The organism is Streptosporangium brasiliense, assembly GCF_030811595.1.
Lineage (GTDB): Bacteria > Actinomycetota > Actinomycetes > Streptosporangiales > Streptosporangiaceae > Streptosporangium > Streptosporangium brasiliense.
On the sequence record NZ_JAUSRB010000002.1, the window covers coordinates 4,333,515 to 4,355,531 of the forward strand.

The following is a 22,017-nucleotide window of genomic DNA, read 5'->3' on the forward strand; positions in this document are numbered from 1 at the left end:
GCGTAATGCCCTATCTGCGGGGATCGGATAGGTTTTTCGGATAAGAACGGCGGAAGCCCAGGTCGCCCTGGGCTTCCGCGTCATCGAGGAGCGCCCGTCTCGGCGGGCGCGGTCCGTGAGGGACTACCGGTACCAGACCCGCACCCGGTCGGACCGGCTGGTGCTGTCGCCGAGGTCGTCGGTCCCGTCGAAGACGGCGCGGTACTCACCGCTCTTGGAGGCGCGGGCCTTGGCGCGGAACCCGCCCCGCCAGCCGGTGTCGGCGGTGGTGACCCACTTCCAGGCACTGGAGCCGCGGGGCCGGAAGTAGATCGTCACCTCTTCGTCCTCGACGCCCCGCCAGTGGCCGTCGGCGTCGGACTGGAGGCGGCCGGTGAAGTAGACCCAGCGGCCCTTGCGGACCGCGCCCGGGTCGGCGGAGAAGCCGGACAGGCGGGTGTCGGCCCTGTCCTGCTCGTGCTTGACGGAGAAGTTGACCTGGTCGGTGACCTTCTTGCCGTCCTTGTCGTAGGCGTCGGCGATCGCGAGCCAGCGGCCCTCGAAGTCGTTCTCGTCGAAGCTCGTGCTGAAGCGCCACAGGTCACCCTCCTGGATGATCTTGGGCTCGCGCACGTCCAGAGTGCGGAACTGACTGGAGACCGGCTTGAGACGGAGCTCGACGCGGGTCGCCTCGGTGGTGCGGACCTCGATCGTGACCCTCGTGTCGGCGCCGTTCTTCACGACGACCGGGTTGGGGTTCACACTGTCGACGCGCACGCTGAGGGCGGTGCGCTCGGCGGAGGCCGTACCGGCCGACAGCAGCAGTGAGCCGCCCGCGACCACGGACAGCAGGCCGACGGCGATTCGTTTCATCAAGACGTTTCCCTCTCCCCGTTGTGAGAAGCGGCCGGGACGATCGCTTCCACCCTTATAAGACGGGGTTGGCACGGCAAATGTTGGCTGAAGTCTCGAAAAAGTCCGGATAAAGTTTCCGTAAGATAACGTTTCCCGGTAAAACCGCAGGTCGCGCCGGTGCCGGAGGGCCGGCCCGCGGACCGGGCGCGCGGACCCGGCGGCCCGGGAGAGGTCACGGCGGCGGATACGGTTTCCCTCATGAGTGCCACCATCGTCGCCAAGGACCTCGCCGCCGGACACGGCGACCGCGCGCTGTTCTCCGGTCTGGATCTGGTCGTCGCCCCCGGCGAGGTGATCGGCCTGGTCGGGGTGAACGGGGCCGGCAAGTCCACGCTGATGCGGATCCTGGCCGGCCTGCTGCCCCCGGAGCACGGCACCGTACGGCTCAGCCCGCCCTCGGCGGCGGTGGGCTACCTGCCCCAGGAGCGGGAGCGCCGGGCGGACGAGACGCTCGCGGCCTTCCTGGGCCGGCGGACCGGGGTCTCCGCCGCCCAGCGCGCGCTCGACGCCGCGACCGAGGCGCTGGTGGAAGGGCGCCCCGGGGCCGACGACGACTACGCCGCCGGCCTGGAGAGATGGCTCGCCCTGGGCGGGGCCGATCTGGAGGAGCGCGCCGAGGAGGTCGTCGCCGAGCTCGGCCTGGCGGTGGACCTGGACCGGCCGATGACGGCGCTCTCCGGCGGCCAGGCCGCCCGCGCCGGGATGGCCTCCCTGCTGCTCAGCCGCTATGACGTCTTCCTGCTGGACGAGCCCACCAACGACCTCGACCTGGACGGCCTGGAGCGGCTCGAACGCTTCGTCGCCGGGCTGCGGGCCGGGACGGTGCTGGTCAGCCATGACCGCGAGTTCCTGGCCAGGACGGTCGACCGGGTCGTCGAGCTCGACCTCGCCCAGCAGCGGATCGGGATCTACGGCGGCGGCTACGAGGCTTACCTCGCCGAGCGGGAGGTCGCCCGGCAGCACGCCCGCGACCAGTACGAGGAGTACGCCGGCACCGTCGCGGCGCTCAAGCAGCGGGCCGGGATGCAGCGCGCCTGGATGGAGAAGGGCGTCAAGAACGCGCGGCGCAAGGCGCCCGACAATGACAAGATCGGCCGGAGCTTCCGGACGGAGACGACCGAGAAGCAGGCCGCCAAGGCTCGCCAGACCGAGCGGATGATCGAGCGGCTGGAGGAGGTCGAGGAGCCCCGCAAGGAGTGGGAGCTCCGGATGGAGATCGCCGTGGCCCCCCGGGCCGGGGCGGTCGTCGCGACGCTGCGCGGCGCCGTGGTCCGGCGCGGCGCCTTCACCCTCGGCCCGGTCGACCTGCAGATCGGCTGGGCCGAGCGGGTGGCGGTCACCGGCGCCAACGGCTCGGGCAAGTCCACGCTCCTGGCCGCGCTGCTGGACCGCGTCCCGCTGGAGGAGGGGAACGCCTCCCTCGGCCCCGGCGTGGTCGTCGGCGAGGTGGACCAGGCCCGCGGGCTGTTCCTCGGCGGCGAGTCGCTGCTGGACGCCTTCGGCGCGGCCGCGCCGGACATGCCCCCCGCCGACGTGCGCACGCTGCTGGCCAAGTTCGGGCTGCGCGCGGCGCACGTGCTGCGCCCGGCCGCCACGCTCTCCCCCGGAGAGCGGACCCGGGCCGCCCTCGCGCTGCTCCAGGCCCGGGGGGTGAACCTCCTCGTCCTCGACGAGCCGACCAACCACCTGGACCTGGCCGCCATCGAGCAACTGGAGTCCGCGCTCGCCTCCTACCCCGGCACCCTCCTGCTGGTCACCCACGACCGGCGGATGCTGGAGGCCGTGCACACCACCCGCCACATCCACCTCGACGCCGGCCGGATCGCGGAGCTCTAGACAGGCGCCGCGGCAGGCCACGCGGGGGCGGGGGACCCAGAGAAATATGCGATAATTTTCGCAAGTAACCGCAAATATTTGCGCTTAATGCCGTATGGTTTCGCCATGACGCGACGGCTTGCAGAGGTGGCCAAGAAGGTCGGCATGAGCGAGGCGACGGTGAGTCGCGTGCTCAACGGGAAACCCGGAGTGTCGGAGGCGACCCGGGAAGCCGTGCTCACGGCGCTCGACGTGCTCGGTTACGAGCGGCCGACGCAGCTGCGCGGCGACCGGGCGAGGCTGGTGGGGCTCGTCCTGCCGGAGCTGCAGAACCCGATCTTCCCGGCCTTCGCCGAGGTGGTCGGGGGAGCGCTGGCCCAGCAGGGTTTCACCTCGGTGCTGTGCACCAGGACGCTGGGCGGGGTCTCCGAGGCGGAGTACGTCGACCTGCTCCTGCAGCAGCAGGTGTCCGGCGTGGTGTTCGCCGGCGGGCTGTTCGCCCAGGCCGACGCCTCCCACAGCCACTACGAGCTGCTGCTGGAGCGCAGGTTGCCGACGGTGCTGGTCAACGCCGCGGTCGAGCATCTCGCCTTCCCCCAGGTCTCCTGTGACGACGTGGCGGCCGCCGAGATGGCGCTCGGCCACCTGCGCTCGCTCGGGCACGAGCGGATCGGCATGGTGCTCGGGCCGCCGGACCACGTCCCCTCGCGGCGCAAGCTGGCGGCGGCCGGTCTGCCCCCGGAGGCCGTCGAGCACACCATGTTCTCCCTTGAGGGCGGGCACGCGGCGGCGACCCGGCTGATCCGGCGGGGCGTGACCGGCGTCATCTGCGCCAGCGACGTCATGGCGCTGGGCGCGATCCGGGCGGCGCGCCGGGCGGGGCTGTCGGTCCCCGGCGACATCTCGGTGATCGGCTACGACGACTCCGCCCTGATGAACTGCACCGACCCGCCGCTGACCACGCTGCGCCAGCCGATCGACGCGATGGGCCGCGCGGTCGTCGACCTCCTCGCCGCCCAGATCGACAAGGCCCTGGTCCCGGCCGACGAGCTGCTCTTCGAGCCCGAGCTGGTGGTCAGGGCCTCCACGGGGCCGGTCAAGCGCTGAGCCGGGCTCCGGTGCGTCCGGGCCGCGTGCCGTCCGCCGGTGGGTGATCCCACGGGCCCCGGTCGCCGTCTTGCGGGTATGCATACCGGTGTTACGGATATCTGTCGCAAACACGTGGCCGTGGTGTCCCGCGATCACCTGCGCGCCGGCCAAGCCCTCAGGGGCGAGGCGATCGCCCAAGGGCCGCCGATCTCACGTGCCGCGGCCGGCCCCGCCCAACGCGGCCGGCCCCGCTCGATGCGGCCAGATCCGCACAACGGAGAGCGCGGCCTGCCCGGCATCGCCGCGCTGCCCGGCGATGGAGCCGAGCCCGGCCGGGATCAGCGCCACGCCGTAGGGCCCACGCCGTAGGAACCCTGGCCGTAAGGGGTCCACGCCGTAGGAACCCTGGCCGTGGAGAACGGCCCGCCGTGGTCCGTCGCCGGCAGGCGGTCCCCGCCGAGCGAGCCGCGTAGCCGCCGCATCGGCGCAGCTGGGTGGCGCCGGACCGGCCGGTCCGTGCCCGGCTGTGCGTCGGCCCCCGGCCGGCCCTCAGCGGACCCCCAGCGGATCGTGCGCGCCCGTCGGCACAGTTGAGCCTGGCGGGGTCGAGGACGGGCCGCGCTCCGCGGGAGTGCGCCCGGCCGGTGGGCGTACGCCCTCCACGGCACCCGCGGACCGGCTCTCACGGAGTGCCGGTGGATCAGTACGGCCTTTCACACCCGGCTCACACCCGACGCACATCTGACAGAAAGCGGCGATCGCCATGTCCTCCACCATCACCACCGTCACGTCCGACAAGACGATCATCGGCCGGGAGATCCGGCTCGCCTCCCGTCCGGCCGGTGAGCCGAGCCCGGAGGACTTCGAACTGGTCCAGGCCGAGGTGCCGCAGCCCGGCGAGGGCCAGATCCTGGTCCGCAACACCTGGATGTCCGTCGACCCGTACATGCGGGGCCGGATGGACGACGCCGAGTCCTACATTCCGCCGTTCCAGCTCGGCGCCGTGCTGGAGGGCAGCGCCGTCGGAGAGGTCATCGCCTCCCGGTCCGAGGCCGTTCCGGTCGGTGCGACGGTCTCGCACTTCCTGGGCTGGCGCGAGTACGCCGTCCTGGACGCCTCCGCCGCGACCGTCGTCGACACCGCGGCCGTCCCCGCCCAGGCGTACCTGGGCGTGCTGGGCACGACGGGCCTGACCGCCTACGCCGCCCTCACCCGGGTGGCCCCCGTACGGCAGGGCGACGTGGTCTTCGTCTCCGCCGCGGCCGGCGCGGTCGGCAGCGTCGCCGGGCAGCTCGCCCGCACGTTCGGCGCCGCCAAGGTGATCGGCTCGGCCGGCGGGCCGCGCAAGGCCAGGAAGCTGGTGGAGGACTTCGGCTTCGACGCCGCGATCGACTACCAGGCCGGTCCGCTCGCCGCCCAGCTCGCCCAGGCCGCCCCCGAGGGCATCGACGTCTATCTCGACAACGTCGGCGGCGACCATCTGGAGGCCGCCATCTCCGCGGCCCGGCCCGGGGGCCGGATCGCCCTGGTCGGCGCGGTCAGCGGTTACAACGCCACCGAGCCGCTCCCCGGGCCGGTGAACCTCTTCCAGGCGGCCTACAAGGAGCTCACCATGCGGGGCCTGCTGATCAACTCCTACTTCCCTCTCTTCCCCGAATACATCGAACGGGCCACCGGCTGGCTCGCCGACGGCACGCTGCGGGCCGAAGAGACCGTGATCGAGGGCATCGACCAGGCGCCCGCCGCCTTCCTGGGCGTGCTGCGCGGCGCCAACGTCGGCAAGATGCTCGTCCGCCTCGGGGGCTGACGGCCGCCGCACCCGCGGGAGCATCAGCGCCCTGTCCCGGGGAAGGAGCCCGGAACAGGAGGTGGATGTCATGGAAGCGCTGGGAATCGACATCGGCGGATCGGGGATCAAGGGTGCGCCGGTGGACATCGCCAAAGGTGAGCTGACGCAGGATCGCCTGCGGATCCCGACCCCCGTCCCCGCCACTCCCAAGGCGGTCGCCGCGGTGGTCGGGCAGATCGCCGAGCACTTCTCCTGGAAAGGGCCGGTCGGGGTGACCTTCCCGGGAGTCGTGACCGACGGGGTCACGAGGTCGGCCGCCAACGTGGACCAGTCATGGATCGGCGAGGACGCGCGGGCGCTGTTCGCCAAGGCGACGGGCCTGCCCGTGACGGTGCTCAACGACGCCGACGCGGCGGGCACGGCCGAGATGGAGGTCGGCGCGGGCCGGGGCAAGGGCGGGGTGGTGCTGATGCTGACCTTCGGCACCGGGATCGGCAGCGCCCTGTTCGTCGACGGGCATCTGGTGCCCAACACCGAGCTGGGGCATCTGGAGATCAGGGGCAAGGACGCCGAGAAGCGGGCCTCCGATCACGCGCGCGAGGAGCACGACCTGAGCTGGAACCAGTGGGCCGGGCGGGTCGAGGAGTATCTGCAGCACGTCGAGGCGCTGTTCTCCCCGTCACTGATCATCATCGGCGGCGGGGTCAGCAAGAAGTCGGAGAAGTTCCTGCCCAAGGTGGAGGTGCGCACCCCGCTCGTGCCGGCCACCCTGCAGAACGAGGCCGGGATCGTGGGTGCCGCCATGGCCGCCGCGGCGGCGTAGGGCCCCGCCGGCGCGGCCGGGAAGGCCGTTCAGATTTTGATCTTCTTTTGCCGGACACGCTCTCCGACCTGGGTAGGTAGCGCTACGTCAGCAAGATCGAGATCTGCTGGGGGTGGGGAGCGTGATGCAGTCGACGGGGGTTCTTGCCCGCTGGGCCGGGGCGGCCGGGGCGGTGGCCCTCCTGGCCGCGGGGGCGGCGTGGCCGGCCGCGGCGACAGGGGACGACCGGGAGGTGAGGCTCTCGCCGTACCGGGTGCGGCCGGGGCAGGACATCGAGATCGCGGTGCCGGGATGCGGCGGCCCCGTTCTCGCCCACTCGGCGGCCTTCCAGGACGAGGTGAGGTTCGGCGACCGGGGCCTCCAGGATGACGAGGGGTTCGGGGAGGACGAGGGGTTCGGGGACGAGGGGTTCGGGGAGGACGGGCCCGGCGGGTTCGGGGGAGGCCCCGGGGACGGGTCCGGTGGCGGCCCGCCGGCGGTCGGCTGGGCGCAGGTGGACTACGACGCGCCCAGAGGCGCCTACTCCGTGGAGGTGGACTGCGAGGGCACCGATGACACCGTCTACGGGGAGCTCTACGTGGTCGACGGCTTCGGCCCGGACACCGGGGGCGGCGGCCTCGCGCTCGCCGGGAGGACGGCGCACGGGGCGGTGGCGACCCGGGAGACGACAGCGGACCCCGCACTCGGCTGGGGGGCCGGGGCGGCCGCCGTACTCGCCGGGGCCGGTGGACTGATCCTGGTGAGGAGACGCCGGGCGGCGGGGCGTGGCTGACCTCCGGGCGGTGACGGCCTCGGCGGCCGTCGCCGTCCTCCTGCTCGCGGGCTGCCTGCCCAGGACGGGTGAGGAGGCGGACCCCGCGCTGGTCCGCGCCCTGCCGGTGACCGCCCCCGCGGTGCCGCGGCCGGGCGCCGCCGCGCACGCCGGAGCGGGGCGGGGCGGATGGCCCCAGACGCTGCCGGGGCTTCCGGGCGAGTCGGATCCGGTGGCGCTCGTGGTGCCGCGGGCGAAGGTGAACGCCCCCGTCGCCCCGATCGACTCCGGAGCCGACGGCACCCTGGAGCCGCCGCCCCTGTGGCGGGCCGACCTCGTCGGCTGGGACCGGCTGGGGCCGACGCCCGGTGAACCGGGCTCCGCGGTCGTCGTCGGCCATCTCGACACCAAGACCGGGCCCGCCGTGTTCGCCGGGCTGTCCCAGGTGCGCGAGGGGGACGCGGTGGTGGTGACCCGTCAGGACAGGACCGCGGTGGTCTTCCGAGTGTCGGCCGTCGAGCGGGTCCGCAAGAGCGCCTTCCCGGTGGGGAAGGTCTACCGGGCGCCGCCGCGTCCGGCGATCAGGCTGGTGACCTGTGGCGGAACCTACGACTCCGAGCGGCACTCCTACGACGACAACCTGATCGTCTACGGCGGCCTCACGGGCTGGTACCGCCTGTCGGACCTGCCCCGCGCCTGACCGCCGGGAGGTCCCGGCGGCGCCGGGTCCGGCGGGGCCGCCGGACGCGGGGGCGGCCGTGACCACGCGGCGCGGGACCGGCCGCGGGGCGGTTTTGAAACTTTCATCGGGCTGGAGCGGCGTTCGGTGAGGTCAGGGGCGAGGGCGGTCCCGGCGGAAGCCTCCCGGCGGGCGACACGCTGTACACACGCGTGAAACATCCGGACTATGGGAGCGCTCCCACCCTCGTCCTGGAGATGATTACGAATGACAGCTCATCCGCGCCGCCGAGCCTGGCGCAACCGGGCGGTGACCACGGCGGCCCTGCTCGTCGCCGCCACCGGTCTCGCCGCCGGGCAGGCCGGCACGGCGCACGCCGCAGTCTCGTGCGACGTCGCCTACAGCACCAACGAATGGCAGGGCGGCTTCACCGCCAACGTCAGCATCAAGAACCTCGGTGACGCGCTCACCGGCTGGACCCTCGGCTTCGCCTTCCCCGGCACTCAGCAGCTCCAGCAGGGCTGGTCGGCGACCTGGAGCCAGAGCGGCAACCAGGTCACCGCCAAGAACCTGGACTGGAACGGCAACCTCGCCACCGGCGCGTCGACCAGCATCGGCTTCAACGGGTCGTGGAGCGGGAGCAACCCCAAGCCCACCTCCTTCACGGTCAACGGCGTCACCTGCGGCGGGCAGCCGCCGGTGAACCAGGCCCCGACGGTCAGCCTGACCAGCCCGGCGGGCGGCGCCTCCATCCCGGCGGGCTCCGCCGTACCGCTCGCCGCGACGGCGAGCGACGACGGCGCGGTCGGCAAGGTCGAGTTCTACGTCGACGGCGCCCTGGTCGGCACCGACACCTCCGCCCCCTACAGCTACTCCGCGACGGGCGTGGCGGCGGGCGGCCACACCGCCAAGGCGAAGGCCTACGACAACGGCACCCCGGTCCTGTCCAAGGAGAGCGCCGAGGTCTCCTTCACCGTGGGCTCCGACGGGGGCGCCGCGTCGATCGTCGCCTCCGCGACCTCGGTCAGCGTCCCCGAGGGCGGCTCCAGGACCGTCGGCTTCCGGCTCGGCAAGGCGCCCGCCGGCAACGTCACGGTCAACCTGACCAAGACCGGCGACGCCGACCTGACCATCGCGCCCTCCACGCTCACCTTCACCTCCGCCAACTGGAACACGGCGCAGAACGTGACCGTCTCGGCCGCCCAGGACGCCGACCAGACCGACGGCACCGCCACCGTCGCGGCCGCCGCCACCGGGCACACCGGCGTCTCCGTCACCGCGACCGAGTCCGACGACGACGTCGTCACGCAGCCCGGTGAGCACGTGGAGAACCCGTACGCCGGGGCCACCGGCTACGTCAACCCCGACTGGTCGGCCAAGGCCGCCGCCGAGCCGGGCGGCGACGCGGTGGCCGGCATCTCGACCGGCGTCTGGCTGGACCGCATCGCCGCCATCGAGGGCAGCGCCTCGGCCAAGGGCCTCCGCGCCCACCTGGACGAGGCCCTCAAGCAGGACGCGGCCAACGGCAGCAAGCCGCTGACGATCCAGTTCGTCATCTACAACCTGCCCAACCGCGACTGCTCGGCGCTGGCCTCCAACGGTGAGCTGCTCATCGCCCAGAACGGCCTGAACCGCTACAAGACCGAGTACATCGACCCGATCGCGGCGATCATGGGCGAGGCGAAGTACTCCGCGCTCCGGATCTCGACGATCATCGAGATCGACTCGCTGCCCAACCTGATCACCAACCTCAACGTGCCCAAGTGCGCGGAGGCCAAGTCGACCGGCGCCTACGTCGACGGCGTCCGCTACGCCCTGAACAAGCTGCACGCGATCAAGAACGTCTACACCTACATCGACGCCGGCCACCACGGCTGGCTGGGCTGGGACACCAACTTCGGTCCCTCGGCCGACCTGTTCGCGAGCACTGTCTCCGGCACCACGGCCGGCTTCGACAGCGTCGACGGCTTCATCACCAACACCGCCAACTACTCGGCGCTGCGGGAGCCGCACTTCGCCATCAACACCACCGTCGGCGGCCAGACGATCCGCCAGTCGCGGTGGGTCGACTGGAACTTCTACGTCGACGAGCTGTCCTACGCCCAGGCGTTCCGGAACCTGCTGGTCCAGAAGGGCTTCAAGCCGGGCCTCGGCATGCTGATCGACACCTCCCGCAACGGGTGGGGCGGCACCGCCCGCCCGGCCGCTCCCAGCACCTCCACCGACCTCAACACCTTCGTTGACCAGTCGCGGGTGGACCGCCGGATCCACGCCGGCAACTGGTGCAACCAGAGCGGTGCCGGCCTCGGTGAGCGCCCGCAGGCCAGCCCCGCCGCCGGTCTGGACGCCTACGTCTGGATCAAGCCGCCGGGCGAGTCCGACGGCTCCAGCAAGCTCATCCCCAACGACGAGGGCAAGGGCTTCGACCGGATGTGCGACCCGACCTACACCGGCAACGAGCGCAACGGCAACAACCTGACCGGTGCGCTGGCGGACGCCCCGATCTCCGGCCAGTGGTTCTCGGCGCAGTTCCGTGAGCTGCTGAGGAACGCCTACCCCGCCCTCCCGTAACCCCTGAGCTGCTGAGGAACGCCTACCCCGCCCTCCCGTAACCCCGACGCGGCCCCCGCTCCGGCGGGGGCGCCCGGTGGTCCCGTGACCGGCGCCGTGCGGCCCCGCCACTCCCCGTGAGGGAGCGGCGGGGCCGTACCCGTCTCCGCGGGGTCCCGTGCCCGTCTCCGCGGGGTCCCGCGCAGGCCGGGCGGGCATGGGCGAATATTGGGATGCGGCCGCGCCGAGGCTCGGGCACGATGGGCGGTTGGCTCCTGACTTGCGGGCTGAAAGTACTCTGGAAGCAGTATGGGAACGCCTCCGTTGACATCTCCACTCGCCGACCTCCACACGCGCCTGCCCGAGCTCACGCTGCGTGACCAGCGGCGGCTACGGCGCCGGCTCGACGGCGCGCGCAAGGTCAGAAACCGCACCGCACAGCAGAAGATCGCCGCGGAGATCACCGCCGACATCGAGAAGGCCGAGCGCAGGGTGGCCGACCGCCGGGCCGGGGTGCCGGTGGTCACCTACCCGGAGGCGCTGCCGGTCAGCCAGCGCAAGGACGACATCCTGGAGGCGATCCGCGACCACCAGGTCGTGATCGTCGCCGGTGAGACCGGCTCCGGCAAGACGACCCAGCTGCCGAAGATCTGCCTGGAGCTGGGTCGGGGCGTCCGGGGCCTGATCGGGCACACCCAGCCCCGCCGGATCGCCGCCCGCACCGTGGCCGAGCGCGTCGCCGAGGAGCTGGACACCCGGCTCGGCGACGCCGTGGGCTACAAGGTGCGCTTCACCGACCAGGTGAGCGACGGCACGCTCGTCAAGGTGATGACCGACGGCATCCTCCTGGCCGAGCTGCAGACCGACCGCGACCTCGCCCAGTACGACACGCTGATCATCGACGAGGCGCACGAGCGCAGCCTCAACATCGACTTCATCCTCGGCTACCTCAAGCAGCTCCTGCCGAAACGGCCGGACCTCAAGGTCGTCATCACCTCGGCCACCATCGACCCGGAGCGCTTCTCCAAGCACTTCGGCGACGCCCCGATCGTCGAGGTCTCCGGCCGGACCTACCCGGTGGAGGTCCGATACCGGCCGGTCGCCGAGGACGACGACCAGATCCAGGCGATCAGCAACGCCGTGGACGAGCTGTGCGCCGAGGGGCCGGGCGACATCCTGGTCTTCCTCAGCGGCGAGCGCGAGATCCGCGACACCGCCGACGCGCTGTCCAAACGCAAGGACGCCGAGATCCTCCCGCTGTACGCCCGGCTGTCGGCGGCCGAGCAGCACAAGGTCTTCCAGCGGCACACCGGCCGCCGGGTCGTGCTGGCCACCAACGTCGCCGAGACCTCGCTGACCGTGCCCGGCATCAAATACGTGGTCGACCCCGGATTCGCCCGCATCTCCCGCTACAGCCACCGCACCAAGGTCCAGCGCCTGCCCATCGAGGCGATCTCCCAGGCCTCGGCCAACCAGCGCAAGGGCCGCTGCGGCCGTGTCTCCGAGGGCGTCTGCATCCGGCTGTACGAGGAGGACGACTTCCTCACCCGGCCGGAGTTCACCGACCCGGAGATCCTGCGCACCAACCTCGCCTCGGTCATCCTGCAGATGACCTCCATCGGCCTGGGCGACATCGGGGCCTTCCCGTTCGTCGAGCCGCCGGACCAGCGCCAGGTCAAGGACGGCTACGACCTGCTCCAGGAGCTGGGCGCCTTCGACCAGGCCAAGCAGATGACCCCGCTCGGCCGCAAGCTGGCCGGCCTGCCGGTCGACCCCCGTCTGGCCCGCATGGTGCTGGAGGCCGACCACAACGGGTGCGTCCGCGAGGTCATGGTCATCGCCGCGGCGCTGTCCATCCAGGACCCGCGCGAGCGCCCGGCCGAAAAGCAGCAGGCCGCCGATGACAAGCACCGCCGCTTCGCCGACAAGGAGTCGGACTTCGTCTCCTACCTGAACCTGTGGGAATACCTCCAGGAGCAGCAGAAGGAGCTGTCCTCCAGCGCCTTCCGCCGCCTGTGCAAGGCCGAGTTCCTCAACTACCTGCGCGTGCGCGAGTGGCAGGACGTCTACAGCCAGCTCCGCCAGATGTCGAAGTCGCTCGGCGTCACGCTGAACAGCACCCCCGGCGACGAGCAGAAGATCCACCTCTCGCTGCTGTCGGGCCTGCTGTCCCACGTCGGCGTCAAGGACATCGACAAGAAGACGACGAACGACGGTCCCCGCCGCCCCGTCACCGAATACATCGGCGCCCGCAACGCCCGCTTCGCGATCTTCCCCGGCTCCGCGTTGGCCAAGAAGCAGCCGTTGTGGGTCATGTCCGCCGAGCTGGTGGAGACCTCCCGGCTCTGGGCCCGGGTCAACGCCAAGATCGAGCCCGAGTGGGTCGAGCCGCTCGCCCAGCACCTGATCAAACGCACCTACTCCGAGCCGCACTGGGAGAAGAACCAGGGCGCGGTGATGGCCTACGAGAAGGTCACGCTGTACGGCGTGCCGATCGTGGTGCAGCGGAAGATCAACTACGGCCGCATCGACCCGGAGCTGAGCCGCGAGCTGTTCATCCGGCACGCCCTGGTCGAGGGCGACTGGGAGACGCACCACGCGTTCTTCAAGGACAACCGCAGGCTCCTCGAAGAGGTCGAGGAGCTTGAGGAGCGGGCCCGCCGCCGCGACATCCTGGTCGACGACGAGACGCTGTTCGACTTCTACGACCAGCGCGTCCCGGCCGACGTCGTCTCCGGGCGCCACTTCGACTCCTGGTGGAAGAAGACCCGGACGGCCCAGCCCGACCTGCTCAGCTTCGAGAAGTCGATGCTGATCAGCGAGGCGGCGGGGGACGTCAGCCAGCGCGACTACCCCGACGTCTGGCGCCAGGGCGGCCTGCGTTTCCCGCTGACCTACCAGTTCGAGCCGGGCACCGACGCCGACGGCGTCACCGCGCACATCCCGCTGGCCCTGCTCAACCAGGTGAACGTCGAGGGCTTCGACTGGCAGATCCCCGGCCTGCGCGAGGAGCTCCTCACCGCGCTGATCCGGGCCCTGCCGAAGAACGTCCGGCGCAACTTCGTGCCCGCCCCCAACTACGCCAGGCAGGTGCTCCAGCGGGCCAGACCCACCCAGGAGCCGCTGCTGGCGGTGCTGGAGCGGGAGCTGCTCGACCTGACCGGCATCCAGGTGCCGCGTGAGGCGTGGCAGCTCGACCTGGTCCCCGACCACCTGAAGATCACCTTCAGGGTGATCGACGGCCGCAAGCACAAGCTGGCCGAGAGCAAGGACCTGGCCGAGCTCAAGCGGCGGCTGGCGCCCAAGCTCCGCCAGACCCTCTCCAGGGCCGCCGACGGCCTGGAGAAGTCCGGACTGACCACGTGGGACCTGGGGGAGCTGCCCAAGACCTTCGAGCAGCGCCGGATGAAGGCATATCCGGCGCTGGCCGACGAGGGCGCCACGGTGGCCGTGCGGATGTTCGAGACCGAGGCCGAGCAGCGCCGCGCCATGTGGGAGGGCACCCGCAGGCTGCTGCTGCTCAACACCCCCTCCCCGGCCAAATGGGTGCTGGGCCGCCTGGACAACCAGGCCAAGCTCGCCCTCAGCCGGAGCCCGCATCCCGGCGCCACCGCCCTGTTCGACGACTGCATCGCCTGCGCCGCCGACGAGCTGATGGGCGAGTATGGCGGGCCGGTCTGGGACGGGCCCGCCTTCACCGCCCTGCACGACAAGGTCCGCGCCGAGCTGTTCGACACCACCGCCGAGGTGGTCGCCAGGGTGGAGGGCATCCTCAGGGTCTGGCACTCGGTCACCACCATGCTGCCCGAGGCCCGCTCGACCCCCGCGATCGAGGACATCCGCGACCAGGTGGCCGGACTGGTCTACCCGGGGTTCGTCACCGCCACCGGCTACAAGCGCCTGCCTGACCTGCTCCGCTATCTCAAGGCGGCCCAGCGGCGGCTGGAGAAGCTGCCCGACGACCGGCTCCGTGACGAGGAGCGGATGCACAAGATCCACGATCTTGAGGACGACTATCACGACCTGGTCGACAAGCTCCCCCCCGCCCGCCGTTCCGACGACGACGTCCGCCGGATCAGCTGGATGATCCAGGAGCTCAGGGTCAGCTACTTCGCCCAGACCCTCGGCACCCCTTACTCGATCTCCGACAAGCGCGTCCGCAAGGCCATGGAGCAGCTCGTCGGCTGACCGCCGGCGCCGGCTCCTCCGGAGGAGGACGTCCGGGTGGTCCGGCGGCTGCGCCGTGCCACCCGTGAGCGGCCCCGTCACGGCCCTGGAGGCACGCCGTCGACGGGTCCGGTCGAGGAAGCGCGGACTACAGGAAGATCGAGGTGTCCAACTCGAAGTCGACGGGGGCGGGGATCCGGATCGGCTTGCCTGTCTGGACCTGGCTCATGCTCCGGTAGACGCCCTCTTCGGGGTCGCTGAGAACGGTGACCGTCGGCGGGGAGGCCACGGAGTCGACGATCAGCATGATCGGGATGTCGCACCCCGCGTAGATCCTGGGCTTGGTGGCGCGGCCGATCTCCATGCTCCCCGGTGAGACGACCTCGGCGACCATGATCAAACCTGAGGAGAGGATCTCTCGATCACCCCAGAGCGGGGCGTTCACGGGGGCCAGGCAGTAGTCGGGGATCACCGTGTCACGTGGTCCCTCGATGCAGACGTCGACGTCGCCGGTGAAGCTCTCCCAACCGTTCTCGTCTTCCACGGGAATCAGGGCTCGGCTGAGGCGTCTGGCGATACGGGCGTGCTGGGGGGTCCCGGAAGGGCTCAAGAGAAGGTTCCCGTCGATGATCTCGGCCCGGAGGCAGAGGGTGGAAGGAAGGGACTCGAAGAGCTCCCTCGGCGTGCGAGGCAGTTGTGGGTCTTCCGGGGCGGTGTGCTGAGCGGGGCGTCCGGGCGCTGTCATCACCATCGACCTGTGTCCCTTCGTGTCCGAACAAGCACTCTGAGTGTTCCATGGAGATCGTCGAAACACGCGAGGTATGCGCGGTGGCTATGAGGCGCCCCGGCCGCCGCGGGGGGCGCCGCCGTACGCCAATAGGATCGGTGGGTTGAGCGAAGGGGGAGCATCGTGGTGCGGGCGTTGGTGTTCGACGTGGGGGAGACGCTGATCGACGAGACGCGGATCTGGTCGCGCTGGGCCGACCGGCTCGGCGTCCCCCGGTTCACGCTGCTGGGCGTGCTGGGCGGCATGGCCGCGCTCGACCGGCCGCTCACCGACGCCTTCGAGCTGTTCAGGCCCGGATTCGACGTCGAGGCCGAACAGGAGGCGTGGAAGCGGGAGGACCCCGACGGGCTCCGGGTGAACTTCGACGCCGACGACCTCTATCCGGACGTACGGCCCGGCCTGGCCGTGCTCCGCGACCTCGGCTACGAGCTGATCATCGCGGGCAACCAGCCGCCGCAGGCCTACGACGCGCTGGCCGCGATGGACCTGCCCGTCGACGCGATCCACACCTCCGACGGCTGGGGCGTCGCCAAGCCCGACCCCGCTTTCTTCGCCGAGGTGGTCGCGGTGTCGGGGCGGGAGCCCGGCGAGATCCTCTACGTGGGCGACCGGATCGACAACGACGTCCGCCCCGCCCGCACGGCCGGGATGCGGACCGCCCTGATCCGCCGCGGCCCCTGGGGTCACCTGCACGCCGCCCGCCCCGAGGCGGGGGACGCGGACTTCGTCGTCGACGACTTCCCCGCCCTCGTCACGGCGCTGACCGCCACGCCTGCCGGCTGACCGCCTCAGGGGCGGGCTTTGATCTGCCCATCTGCCGGACATGCCGCCGGCCCGCATTGACGGGCAGGGCTCAGGTCTGTTCCACCAGCTCGAGACCTCTGCGTAAGCGCAGGTCTGAGGCGTATCCGTTGGATGCCGCGCCAATACCGCCGGGCCCCGTTCACGATGGCGGCAGGTGCTGTGACCGGGGAAGGCGCTCCGCTCAGGGCTCATCGCACGGACCCGGGTGGAGGGTCCACCGGAGCGGGCCGCTCCCGTGCCGGTGAAGTGACTTTCCAGGAAGGGGCGGAGCCGTGGCCTGCGGCCCGGCGGTGCGGTGCGGCCTGCCCACGGCTGATCGCTCCCGGCCGCCCACGTGCGGTCCCGGTGCGACCCCTTGAATCGGCATGTCCGGTCCGTTGGACAAAGAAGATCAATTGACGGGGGCGGTCATGCCGGTGGAGTTTCGGCTTCTGGGTGACGTCGAGGTCCTCCTCGACGGTCGGCACATCGAGATCGGGCCCAGCGGTGCTACCGGACCGAGGGGCGGCACCAGGACGCGGAGCGCCCGGGACGGCGATTGTCCGGTGGGGCCTGAGCGGGCGCCGAGGCCACCGCCGACATCTCGGTCACATAACCGCCCGCTCCCGGCCGTCCTCTTTCCCGGGCCGGAGGGCGGCGTTTTCCCGGGCCGGAGGGCGGCGTCGTCCGGAGCCGCACCCTCAGCACCTGCAAAACAGGTCTTTTGACGGAAAAATCCAGGTCGGAGCCGTGGTAGCGGTTTGATAGTCCTTTGGTAGCGTCGGTCGTTTATTCTTCGGGTGGAAACGGCCGGACCGAATTCGGCCCGCCGGAATTCCGCGTCCCGCAAGGAGGGCTTGGGAATGGCATTCGACCTCGTTATCCAAGAAGCGCCCGCCAGGGAAATGTATCCGAAATCCTTCCGCACCTCCCGGCAGTTCCTCGAGCTGAGCCTGCCGGAATCCATCGAGCGCATCACGGCCTATCTGGACGTCGACGACGCCGTCAAGCCGTTCGGGTACGCGTTCGAGATCGACTACGGGCCCGACCTGGTCGCGGGCAAGAACCCGCTCGCCGACCTCTGGTCGCAGCACCACTACGACCCCAAGGCGCAGATCTGGTCGACCTCGCACCAGGAGATCCGCATGCAGGGCGTGTACACGAAGACCAACAAGAGCACCTATATCGGCGGCGGCGTGTGGATCAACGACCCGACCACCGATGACGCCTGTTGACGGTCCGGTGACCTGACGGCCGGCCACCGTCCGGTTCCGTGACGTCCGCTCGTCCGGGCGGAGGCGGGAGCTCCCGCGTTCCCGCCTCCTCACCGGCCGGTCATTCCTCCTGCGAGCAGCCTGCCGAACACGAAGCACGAAGGGATCCGCATGAAGCGCACGGTCGTCGTCCTCACCCAGGAGATGGATCTCACCGCCGACAGCGTCGTCAAGGTCCTCCACGACATGGATGTCCCGGTGTTCCGCTACGACACGAGCTACTACCCGGTCAACTCCACGCTGACGTACCGGATCGGTCCCGCGGGATGCACGACCGAGCTGTTCGACTCGACCCACAGCGAGCGGTCGATCTCGCTGGAGGATGTCGCGTCGGTCTGGTACCTGCGGCCGACGGCGTTCCGGTTCGACGACGCGCTCACCGGCCCGTTCCGCGAGTTCGCGCAGAAGGAGGCGGCGCACGCGTTCGGCGGGGTGATGAGCGGCCTGCCCGTGCTCTGGGTCAACCGTCCCGACCTGGAGGCACGTGCCGACTACAAGCCGCTGCAACTGCGGATCGCCAGAAGCGTGGGCCTGCGCGTGCCCCGGACCCTGATCACCAATGATCCCGCCCGCGTCAGGCCGTTCCATGCCGAGTGCGAGGGGTCGATGATCTACAAGGCGCTCAACAGCGGGCTGATCCGCGAGCCGGGCGGCTGGCCCGGCGGCCTGTTCACCTCGGCGGTGGCGCAGCTCGACGACGACCTGCTGGCCCGCGTCCGGTTCGCGCCCTGCATCTTCCAGGAGCTCGTCGAGAAGGCGTACGACCTGCGCATCACCGTCATCGGCGACCGGCTCTTCCCCGTCAGGATCGACGGCGTCGACGAGGACGGCGGGCGGGCCGTCGACTGGCGCTCCTGCCCGGTGGGCTCCGACGAGCACCTCCGGCACAGCAGGGTGGACATCCCCGAATCGGTGGAGACCGGCCTGCGCGCGCTCATGCGCGAGCTCGGGCTGAACTACGGCGCCGTGGACATGGTGGTCACACCCCGCGGCGAGCATGTGTTCCTGGAGGTCAACCCGTCAGGGCAGTTCGCCTGGTTGGACGACGAGATCGAGGACCTGAATCTGAGGGGGGCCATGGCCGAGTACCTGGCGGCCGGCCTGGCCCGATAGGGATCGGCGTGCGACCCGCCACCACCGTCGACGAGATCGCCGCGGAGCGCCGGGCGGCTCTCGTCACGCTGCTCGCCGAGGAGAGAGGTCTGTCCTGTCCGCGGCTGCGGGCCGCCTTCGCCCGGGTGCCCCGGCACGCCTTCGTGGCTGACCACGCCTTCTGGCTGCCGGAACGGCCGGACGACCGGTTCCGCTGGCCCGAGATGCCGGATCCGGCCGAGGCGATCGCCGCCGCCTACACGGACCGGCCCCTGGTCGTCCGGTGCGCGGACGACGGCGGCATCCGATCGTCCTGCACCGCGCCGTCGCTCGTCGGGCACCTGCTGCAGGAACTGGACCCGCCCACCGGGGCGAGAGTCCTGGAGATCGGAACGGGCACCGGGTACGCCGCGGCGCTGCTGTCCGAGGTCACCGGAGCGGCCGTCGAGACCGTCGAGATCGACCACGGCCTCGCCGCCGTGGCGGGCAGGACGCTCGCGCGCCTCGGCTTCGACGCGGTCACGGTCCGCGCGGGCGACGCCACCCGGCTTGACTCCGGGTACGCGTGCTTCTCCCGGGTCCTCGTCTCGGCCGCGACCACCGTCGTCCCCGGTGGCTGGATCGCCGCGCTGCGACCGGGCGGGACGCTGGTCGCCACGTATCCGCTGCCGTGGCGGGGGCTCACCCTCGTGGTCCGCCGGACCGGCGAGGACATGGCCACCGGGCGGTTCCTGGCCAACGGCGGGCGCACCTGCCCCTCGCTGGTGCACGGCGGATCGAGCGGTGCCACGGCGCTACCCGGCGTGCCGGTCCACGAGGCCGTGGAGGTGAGCCTGGACGAGTTCGGGCCCGCCGGGTCGATCGAGCCGGGCACGCCTGCCGGCCTGGCCCTGCTCGCCGGTTTCGCGATCCCCGGGCTGGCCGCCCTGCCGTTCTCTCCCCCGGCCGGCGGTGCCCCCGCCGTCCAGCTCGTGGACGGCCACCGCGAGAACTGCTCGCTGATCGTGGACGGGAGCGGCGCGGTCCGCGCCACGTCCGCGGGCCGTGGCCTGGCCGAACGGCTGACGGCGGTGCGCCGGCTCTGGGACGGCGCCGGACGCCCGGACGAGGGCGGCTACGTGTGGTCGTGGCAGGCGGGCCGTACGAGCCTCGCCACGCGCGGCGGCCGCGTGCTGGGAGAGCGGGGCTTCCTTGGGACGTGAGGAGGCCGCGGAGTTCCCGGAGCTTGCCGACGACCCCGCCTGGTATCCCCGCGAGGACGAGCTGTCGCGCGTGCCCTTCCGCGGCGCCGCCTCGGCGGGCGCCGTGGTCGACGCGACCGTCGACGTCGTGGCCGGGCTGGCCGGCATCGCCGCGGTGGCGGGCGTGCTGGGCATGCTCCACCCGCTGCTGCTGGCGCTGCTGGTCGTCGCCGCGCTGCCGGCCGGGTGGGCCGAGGTGCTGGTCGCCAGGATGGGGTACGCGACGGTCCACCTGCTGTCGACCAGCCTGCGGCGCAAGTGGATCCTCAACGAGCTCATGGCCGACCGTGCCACGGCACCGGAGGTCCGCTCGTACGGCATGAGCCGCTTCCTGCTGGCGCAGTTCTCCGCGGTCACCCGCGTCGAGCAGGGCGAGCGCCTGCGCCTGGCGCGCAGGCAGACGGGCGTCCGGGTGCTGGGGGAGGCCTTCGCGGCCCTGAGCGCGGGCGTGGTGTACCTGACGCTGGGCCTCCTGCTCGTCTTCGGGGTGGTCCCGCTGGCCGAGGCGGCCACTGCGGCGCTCGCCGTCGGCGTCGGCCGCACGACGCTCATCGCCCTGATGCGCACGGTCAGCCGCTGCTACGAGGAGGGCCTGTACTTCACCGACTATCTCGACTTCTGCACGCTGGCGCGGGAGCGCACGCCGGAGCCGTCGCCCGGCGCCGCGTCCCCGGCCTTCGACACGATCACCCTGCGTGACGTGTCGTTCTCCTATCCGGCCTCCGACGTCGCGGTGCTCGACCGCGTCAACATGGAGATCAAGCGAGGGGAGATCATCGCCCTCGTCGGCGAGAACGGCTCGGGCAAGTCCACGCCGGCGAGGATCCTGGCCGGACTCTACCGGCCGGACAGGGACGAGGTGAGATGGGACGACGTGCCCACGACCGAGATCGACCCCGCCGCGCTCCGGGCGCGGATCGGCTACGTGCCCCAGGACTACACCCGCTGGCCCCTCACGGCACGGCAGAACATCGAGGCGGGCGACGCGCGAGGAGACGCGCCGGTGATCGCGGCCGGCGCCGCGGCCGGGCTCGGCCCGGTCGTCGACCGGCTGCCGCACGGGTACGACACGCTGCTCGACCGCCGCTTCGCCGGGGGGCAGGAACTGTCCGGGGGGCAGTGGCAGCGGATCGCGATCGCCCGCGGCCTCTACCGGGACGTGCCGCTGCTCATCTTCGACGAGCCGACGGCGGCCATGGACGCGCGCGCGGAGCACGCGCTGTTCGCCGACGTCAGCGCGCGGGTCCTCGGGCGGGGGGCGCCGGCGGGAGAGGAGGATCGGCAACCGCGGACGGTCGTCCTCATCACCCACCGCATGACGAGCGCGCAGCTCGCCGACCGGATCTACGTCCTGGACCGCGGCCGGATCGTCGAGCACGGCGCGCACGCCGGGCTGATGGCGCAGGACGGGCTGTACGCGGAGCTGTTCCGGCTGCATCTGGCCGTGTACGCGGCGCCGTCCGGCGCGGTGGAGGAGTCAGGCGCCGCGGCCGGGTGACGCGTCGGCGCTGAGGATGAGCTGTTCGACGCCGCGCAGCTCAGGCCCCGGCCCGAGCCCTTCGTTCTCCCGTAGGCGGCGCCGTACCCCGCGGAACACGGCGAGCGCCTCGGACCGGCGGCCCGCGCGGTGGAGCGCGGTCATGAGCTGGGCCGCCAGGTGCTCGCGCAGGGGGAAGAGGGCCACCTGCTCGCGGAGCCCGGGGATCACCTCCTGGGCCCGGCCCAGCCGCAGCTCGACATCGACCAGTTCCTCGAAGGCCAGCAGCCGCAGCTCGTCGAGCCGGGCGGCCTCCGCCCCCAGGCAGGGGACGTCGAGCCCGTCCAGGGCCGGGCCCCGCCACAGCGACAGCCCCTGCCGCAGCAGCCGGGCGGCCGCGTCCAGGTCGCCGTTCTCCCGCGCCGCCTCCGCGTCGGACACGAGCCGGTGGAACGCCAGCGCGTCGAGCTGATCCTCGGCGATCGTCAGGGCGTAACCCGAGGGGTGGGAGAGGATGACGTCCGCCGGCGCGAGCCGCTTCCTGAGCGAGGACACGCAGTAGTGGATCTGCGTCCGCGCCGTGTCCGGCGGCCAGCCGGGCCACAGTGCCCGGGTCAGCCGCTGGGCGGACACGACCTTGTTCGCGGCCAGCAGCATGGTCGCCAGCACGACGCGCGGACGCCGGGCGGATATCGGCAGGATCTGCTGGTACCGGCTCGCCTCCAGCGGGCCGAGGATGCTGAAACGCAGGGACCGGTCGTCAGATACGCCGTGTGCAACCATGTCGCGACCGTCGAACCCTTTCG

16 protein-coding genes are annotated in these 22,017 nt (G+C 71.6%); 13 read left to right on the forward strand and 3 right to left on the reverse strand.

Features of this window, described 5'->3' with window-relative positions:
* Nucleotides 1-123: 123 nt before the first annotated feature.
* Nucleotides 124-852 (reverse strand): hypothetical protein, encoded by a 729-nt coding sequence (locus tag J2S55_RS28570; RefSeq protein ID WP_306867228.1) that lies wholly within the window; start codon nucleotides 850-852, stop codon nucleotides 124-126.
* 240 nt (nucleotides 853-1,092) lie between these two features.
* On the opposite strand from J2S55_RS28570, the gene J2S55_RS28575 reads away from it, so the two are divergent.
* The 8 genes from J2S55_RS28575 (at nucleotide 1,093) to hrpA (ending at nucleotide 14,578) form a co-directional block, all read left to right on the forward strand.
* Nucleotides 1,093-2,730, forward strand: a complete 1,638-nt coding sequence (locus J2S55_RS28575; protein WP_306867231.1) for an ABC-F family ATP-binding cassette domain-containing protein — start codon at nucleotides 1,093-1,095, stop codon at nucleotides 2,728-2,730.
* Between the two features lie 105 nt (nucleotides 2,731-2,835).
* Entirely contained in the window at nucleotides 2,836-3,816 is a 981-nt protein-coding gene (locus J2S55_RS28580; RefSeq protein WP_306867234.1) for a LacI family DNA-binding transcriptional regulator, read from the forward strand.
* Between the two features lie 745 nt (nucleotides 3,817-4,561).
* Nucleotides 4,562-5,605 carry an NADP-dependent oxidoreductase gene (locus J2S55_RS28585; RefSeq protein ID WP_306867237.1) on the forward strand — a complete coding sequence of 348 codons (1,044 nt, stop codon included), beginning with the start codon at nucleotides 4,562-4,564 and terminating at the stop codon, nucleotides 5,603-5,605.
* Between the two features lie 70 nt (nucleotides 5,606-5,675).
* Nucleotides 5,676-6,410, forward strand: a complete 735-nt coding sequence (gene ppgK, locus J2S55_RS28590) for a polyphosphate--glucose phosphotransferase (protein ID WP_306867240.1) — start codon at nucleotides 5,676-5,678, stop codon at nucleotides 6,408-6,410.
* Between the two features lie 121 nt (nucleotides 6,411-6,531).
* A complete protein-coding gene (locus tag J2S55_RS28595) occupies nucleotides 6,532-7,182 on the forward strand; it encodes a hypothetical protein (RefSeq protein ID WP_306867243.1) in 651 nt (216 codons plus the stop codon).
* Entirely contained in the window at nucleotides 7,175-7,861 is a 687-nt protein-coding gene (locus tag J2S55_RS28600; protein ID WP_306867245.1) for a class F sortase, read from the forward strand. The genes J2S55_RS28595 and J2S55_RS28600 overlap by 8 nt, the downstream gene beginning before the upstream one ends.
* A 246-nt stretch (nucleotides 7,862-8,107) precedes the next feature.
* Nucleotides 8,108-10,411 carry a glycoside hydrolase family 6 protein gene (locus J2S55_RS28605; protein WP_306867247.1) on the forward strand — a complete coding sequence of 768 codons (2,304 nt, stop codon included), beginning with the start codon at nucleotides 8,108-8,110 and terminating at the stop codon, nucleotides 10,409-10,411.
* A gap of 288 nt (nucleotides 10,412-10,699) precedes the next feature.
* Nucleotides 10,700-14,578: an ATP-dependent RNA helicase HrpA gene (gene hrpA, locus J2S55_RS28610; protein ID WP_306867249.1), complete on the forward strand. Its 3,879-nt coding sequence runs from the start codon at nucleotides 10,700-10,702 to the stop codon at nucleotides 14,576-14,578.
* A gap of 127 nt (nucleotides 14,579-14,705) precedes the next feature.
* Here hrpA and J2S55_RS28615 read toward each other — a convergent pair whose 3' ends face one another.
* Nucleotides 14,706-15,308, reverse strand: coding sequence for a Uma2 family endonuclease (locus tag J2S55_RS28615; protein ID WP_306867251.1), 603 nt, complete (start codon nucleotides 15,306-15,308; stop codon nucleotides 14,706-14,708).
* 159 nt (nucleotides 15,309-15,467) lie between these two features.
* On the opposite strand from J2S55_RS28615, the gene J2S55_RS28620 reads away from it, so the two are divergent.
* The 5 genes from J2S55_RS28620 to J2S55_RS28640 all read left to right on the forward strand — a co-directional run bounded on the left by J2S55_RS28620 (nucleotide 15,468) and on the right by J2S55_RS28640 (nucleotide 21,232).
* The gene (locus J2S55_RS28620) at nucleotides 15,468-16,127 is read left to right on the forward strand and encodes an HAD family hydrolase (RefSeq protein WP_306867253.1); all 660 of its coding nucleotides are present in this window, start codon (nucleotides 15,468-15,470) and stop codon (nucleotides 16,125-16,127) included.
* Between the two features lie 905 nt (nucleotides 16,128-17,032).
* Entirely contained in the window at nucleotides 17,033-17,362 is a 330-nt protein-coding gene (locus tag J2S55_RS28625) for a hypothetical protein (RefSeq protein WP_306867255.1), read from the forward strand.
* 150 nt (nucleotides 17,363-17,512) lie between these two features.
* Entirely contained in the window at nucleotides 17,513-18,514 is a 1,002-nt protein-coding gene (locus J2S55_RS28630) for an MvdC/MvdD family ATP grasp protein (protein WP_306867257.1), read from the forward strand.
* A gap of 8 nt (nucleotides 18,515-18,522) precedes the next feature.
* Complete coding sequence (locus J2S55_RS28635; protein WP_306867259.1) at nucleotides 18,523-19,695, forward strand: protein-L-isoaspartate O-methyltransferase family protein; 1,173 nt, start codon at nucleotides 18,523-18,525, stop codon at nucleotides 19,693-19,695.
* Nucleotides 19,685-21,232, forward strand: a complete 1,548-nt coding sequence (locus tag J2S55_RS28640) for an ATP-binding cassette domain-containing protein (protein WP_306867260.1) — start codon at nucleotides 19,685-19,687, stop codon at nucleotides 21,230-21,232. The genes J2S55_RS28635 and J2S55_RS28640 overlap by 11 nt, the downstream gene beginning before the upstream one ends.
* On the opposite strand, the gene J2S55_RS28645 is transcribed toward J2S55_RS28640, so the two are convergent.
* A complete protein-coding gene (locus J2S55_RS28645; RefSeq protein ID WP_306867262.1) occupies nucleotides 21,212-21,994 on the reverse strand; it encodes an AfsR/SARP family transcriptional regulator in 783 nt (260 codons plus the stop codon). The genes J2S55_RS28640 and J2S55_RS28645 overlap by 21 nt on opposite strands.
* Nucleotides 21,995-22,017: the final 23 nt, after the last annotated feature.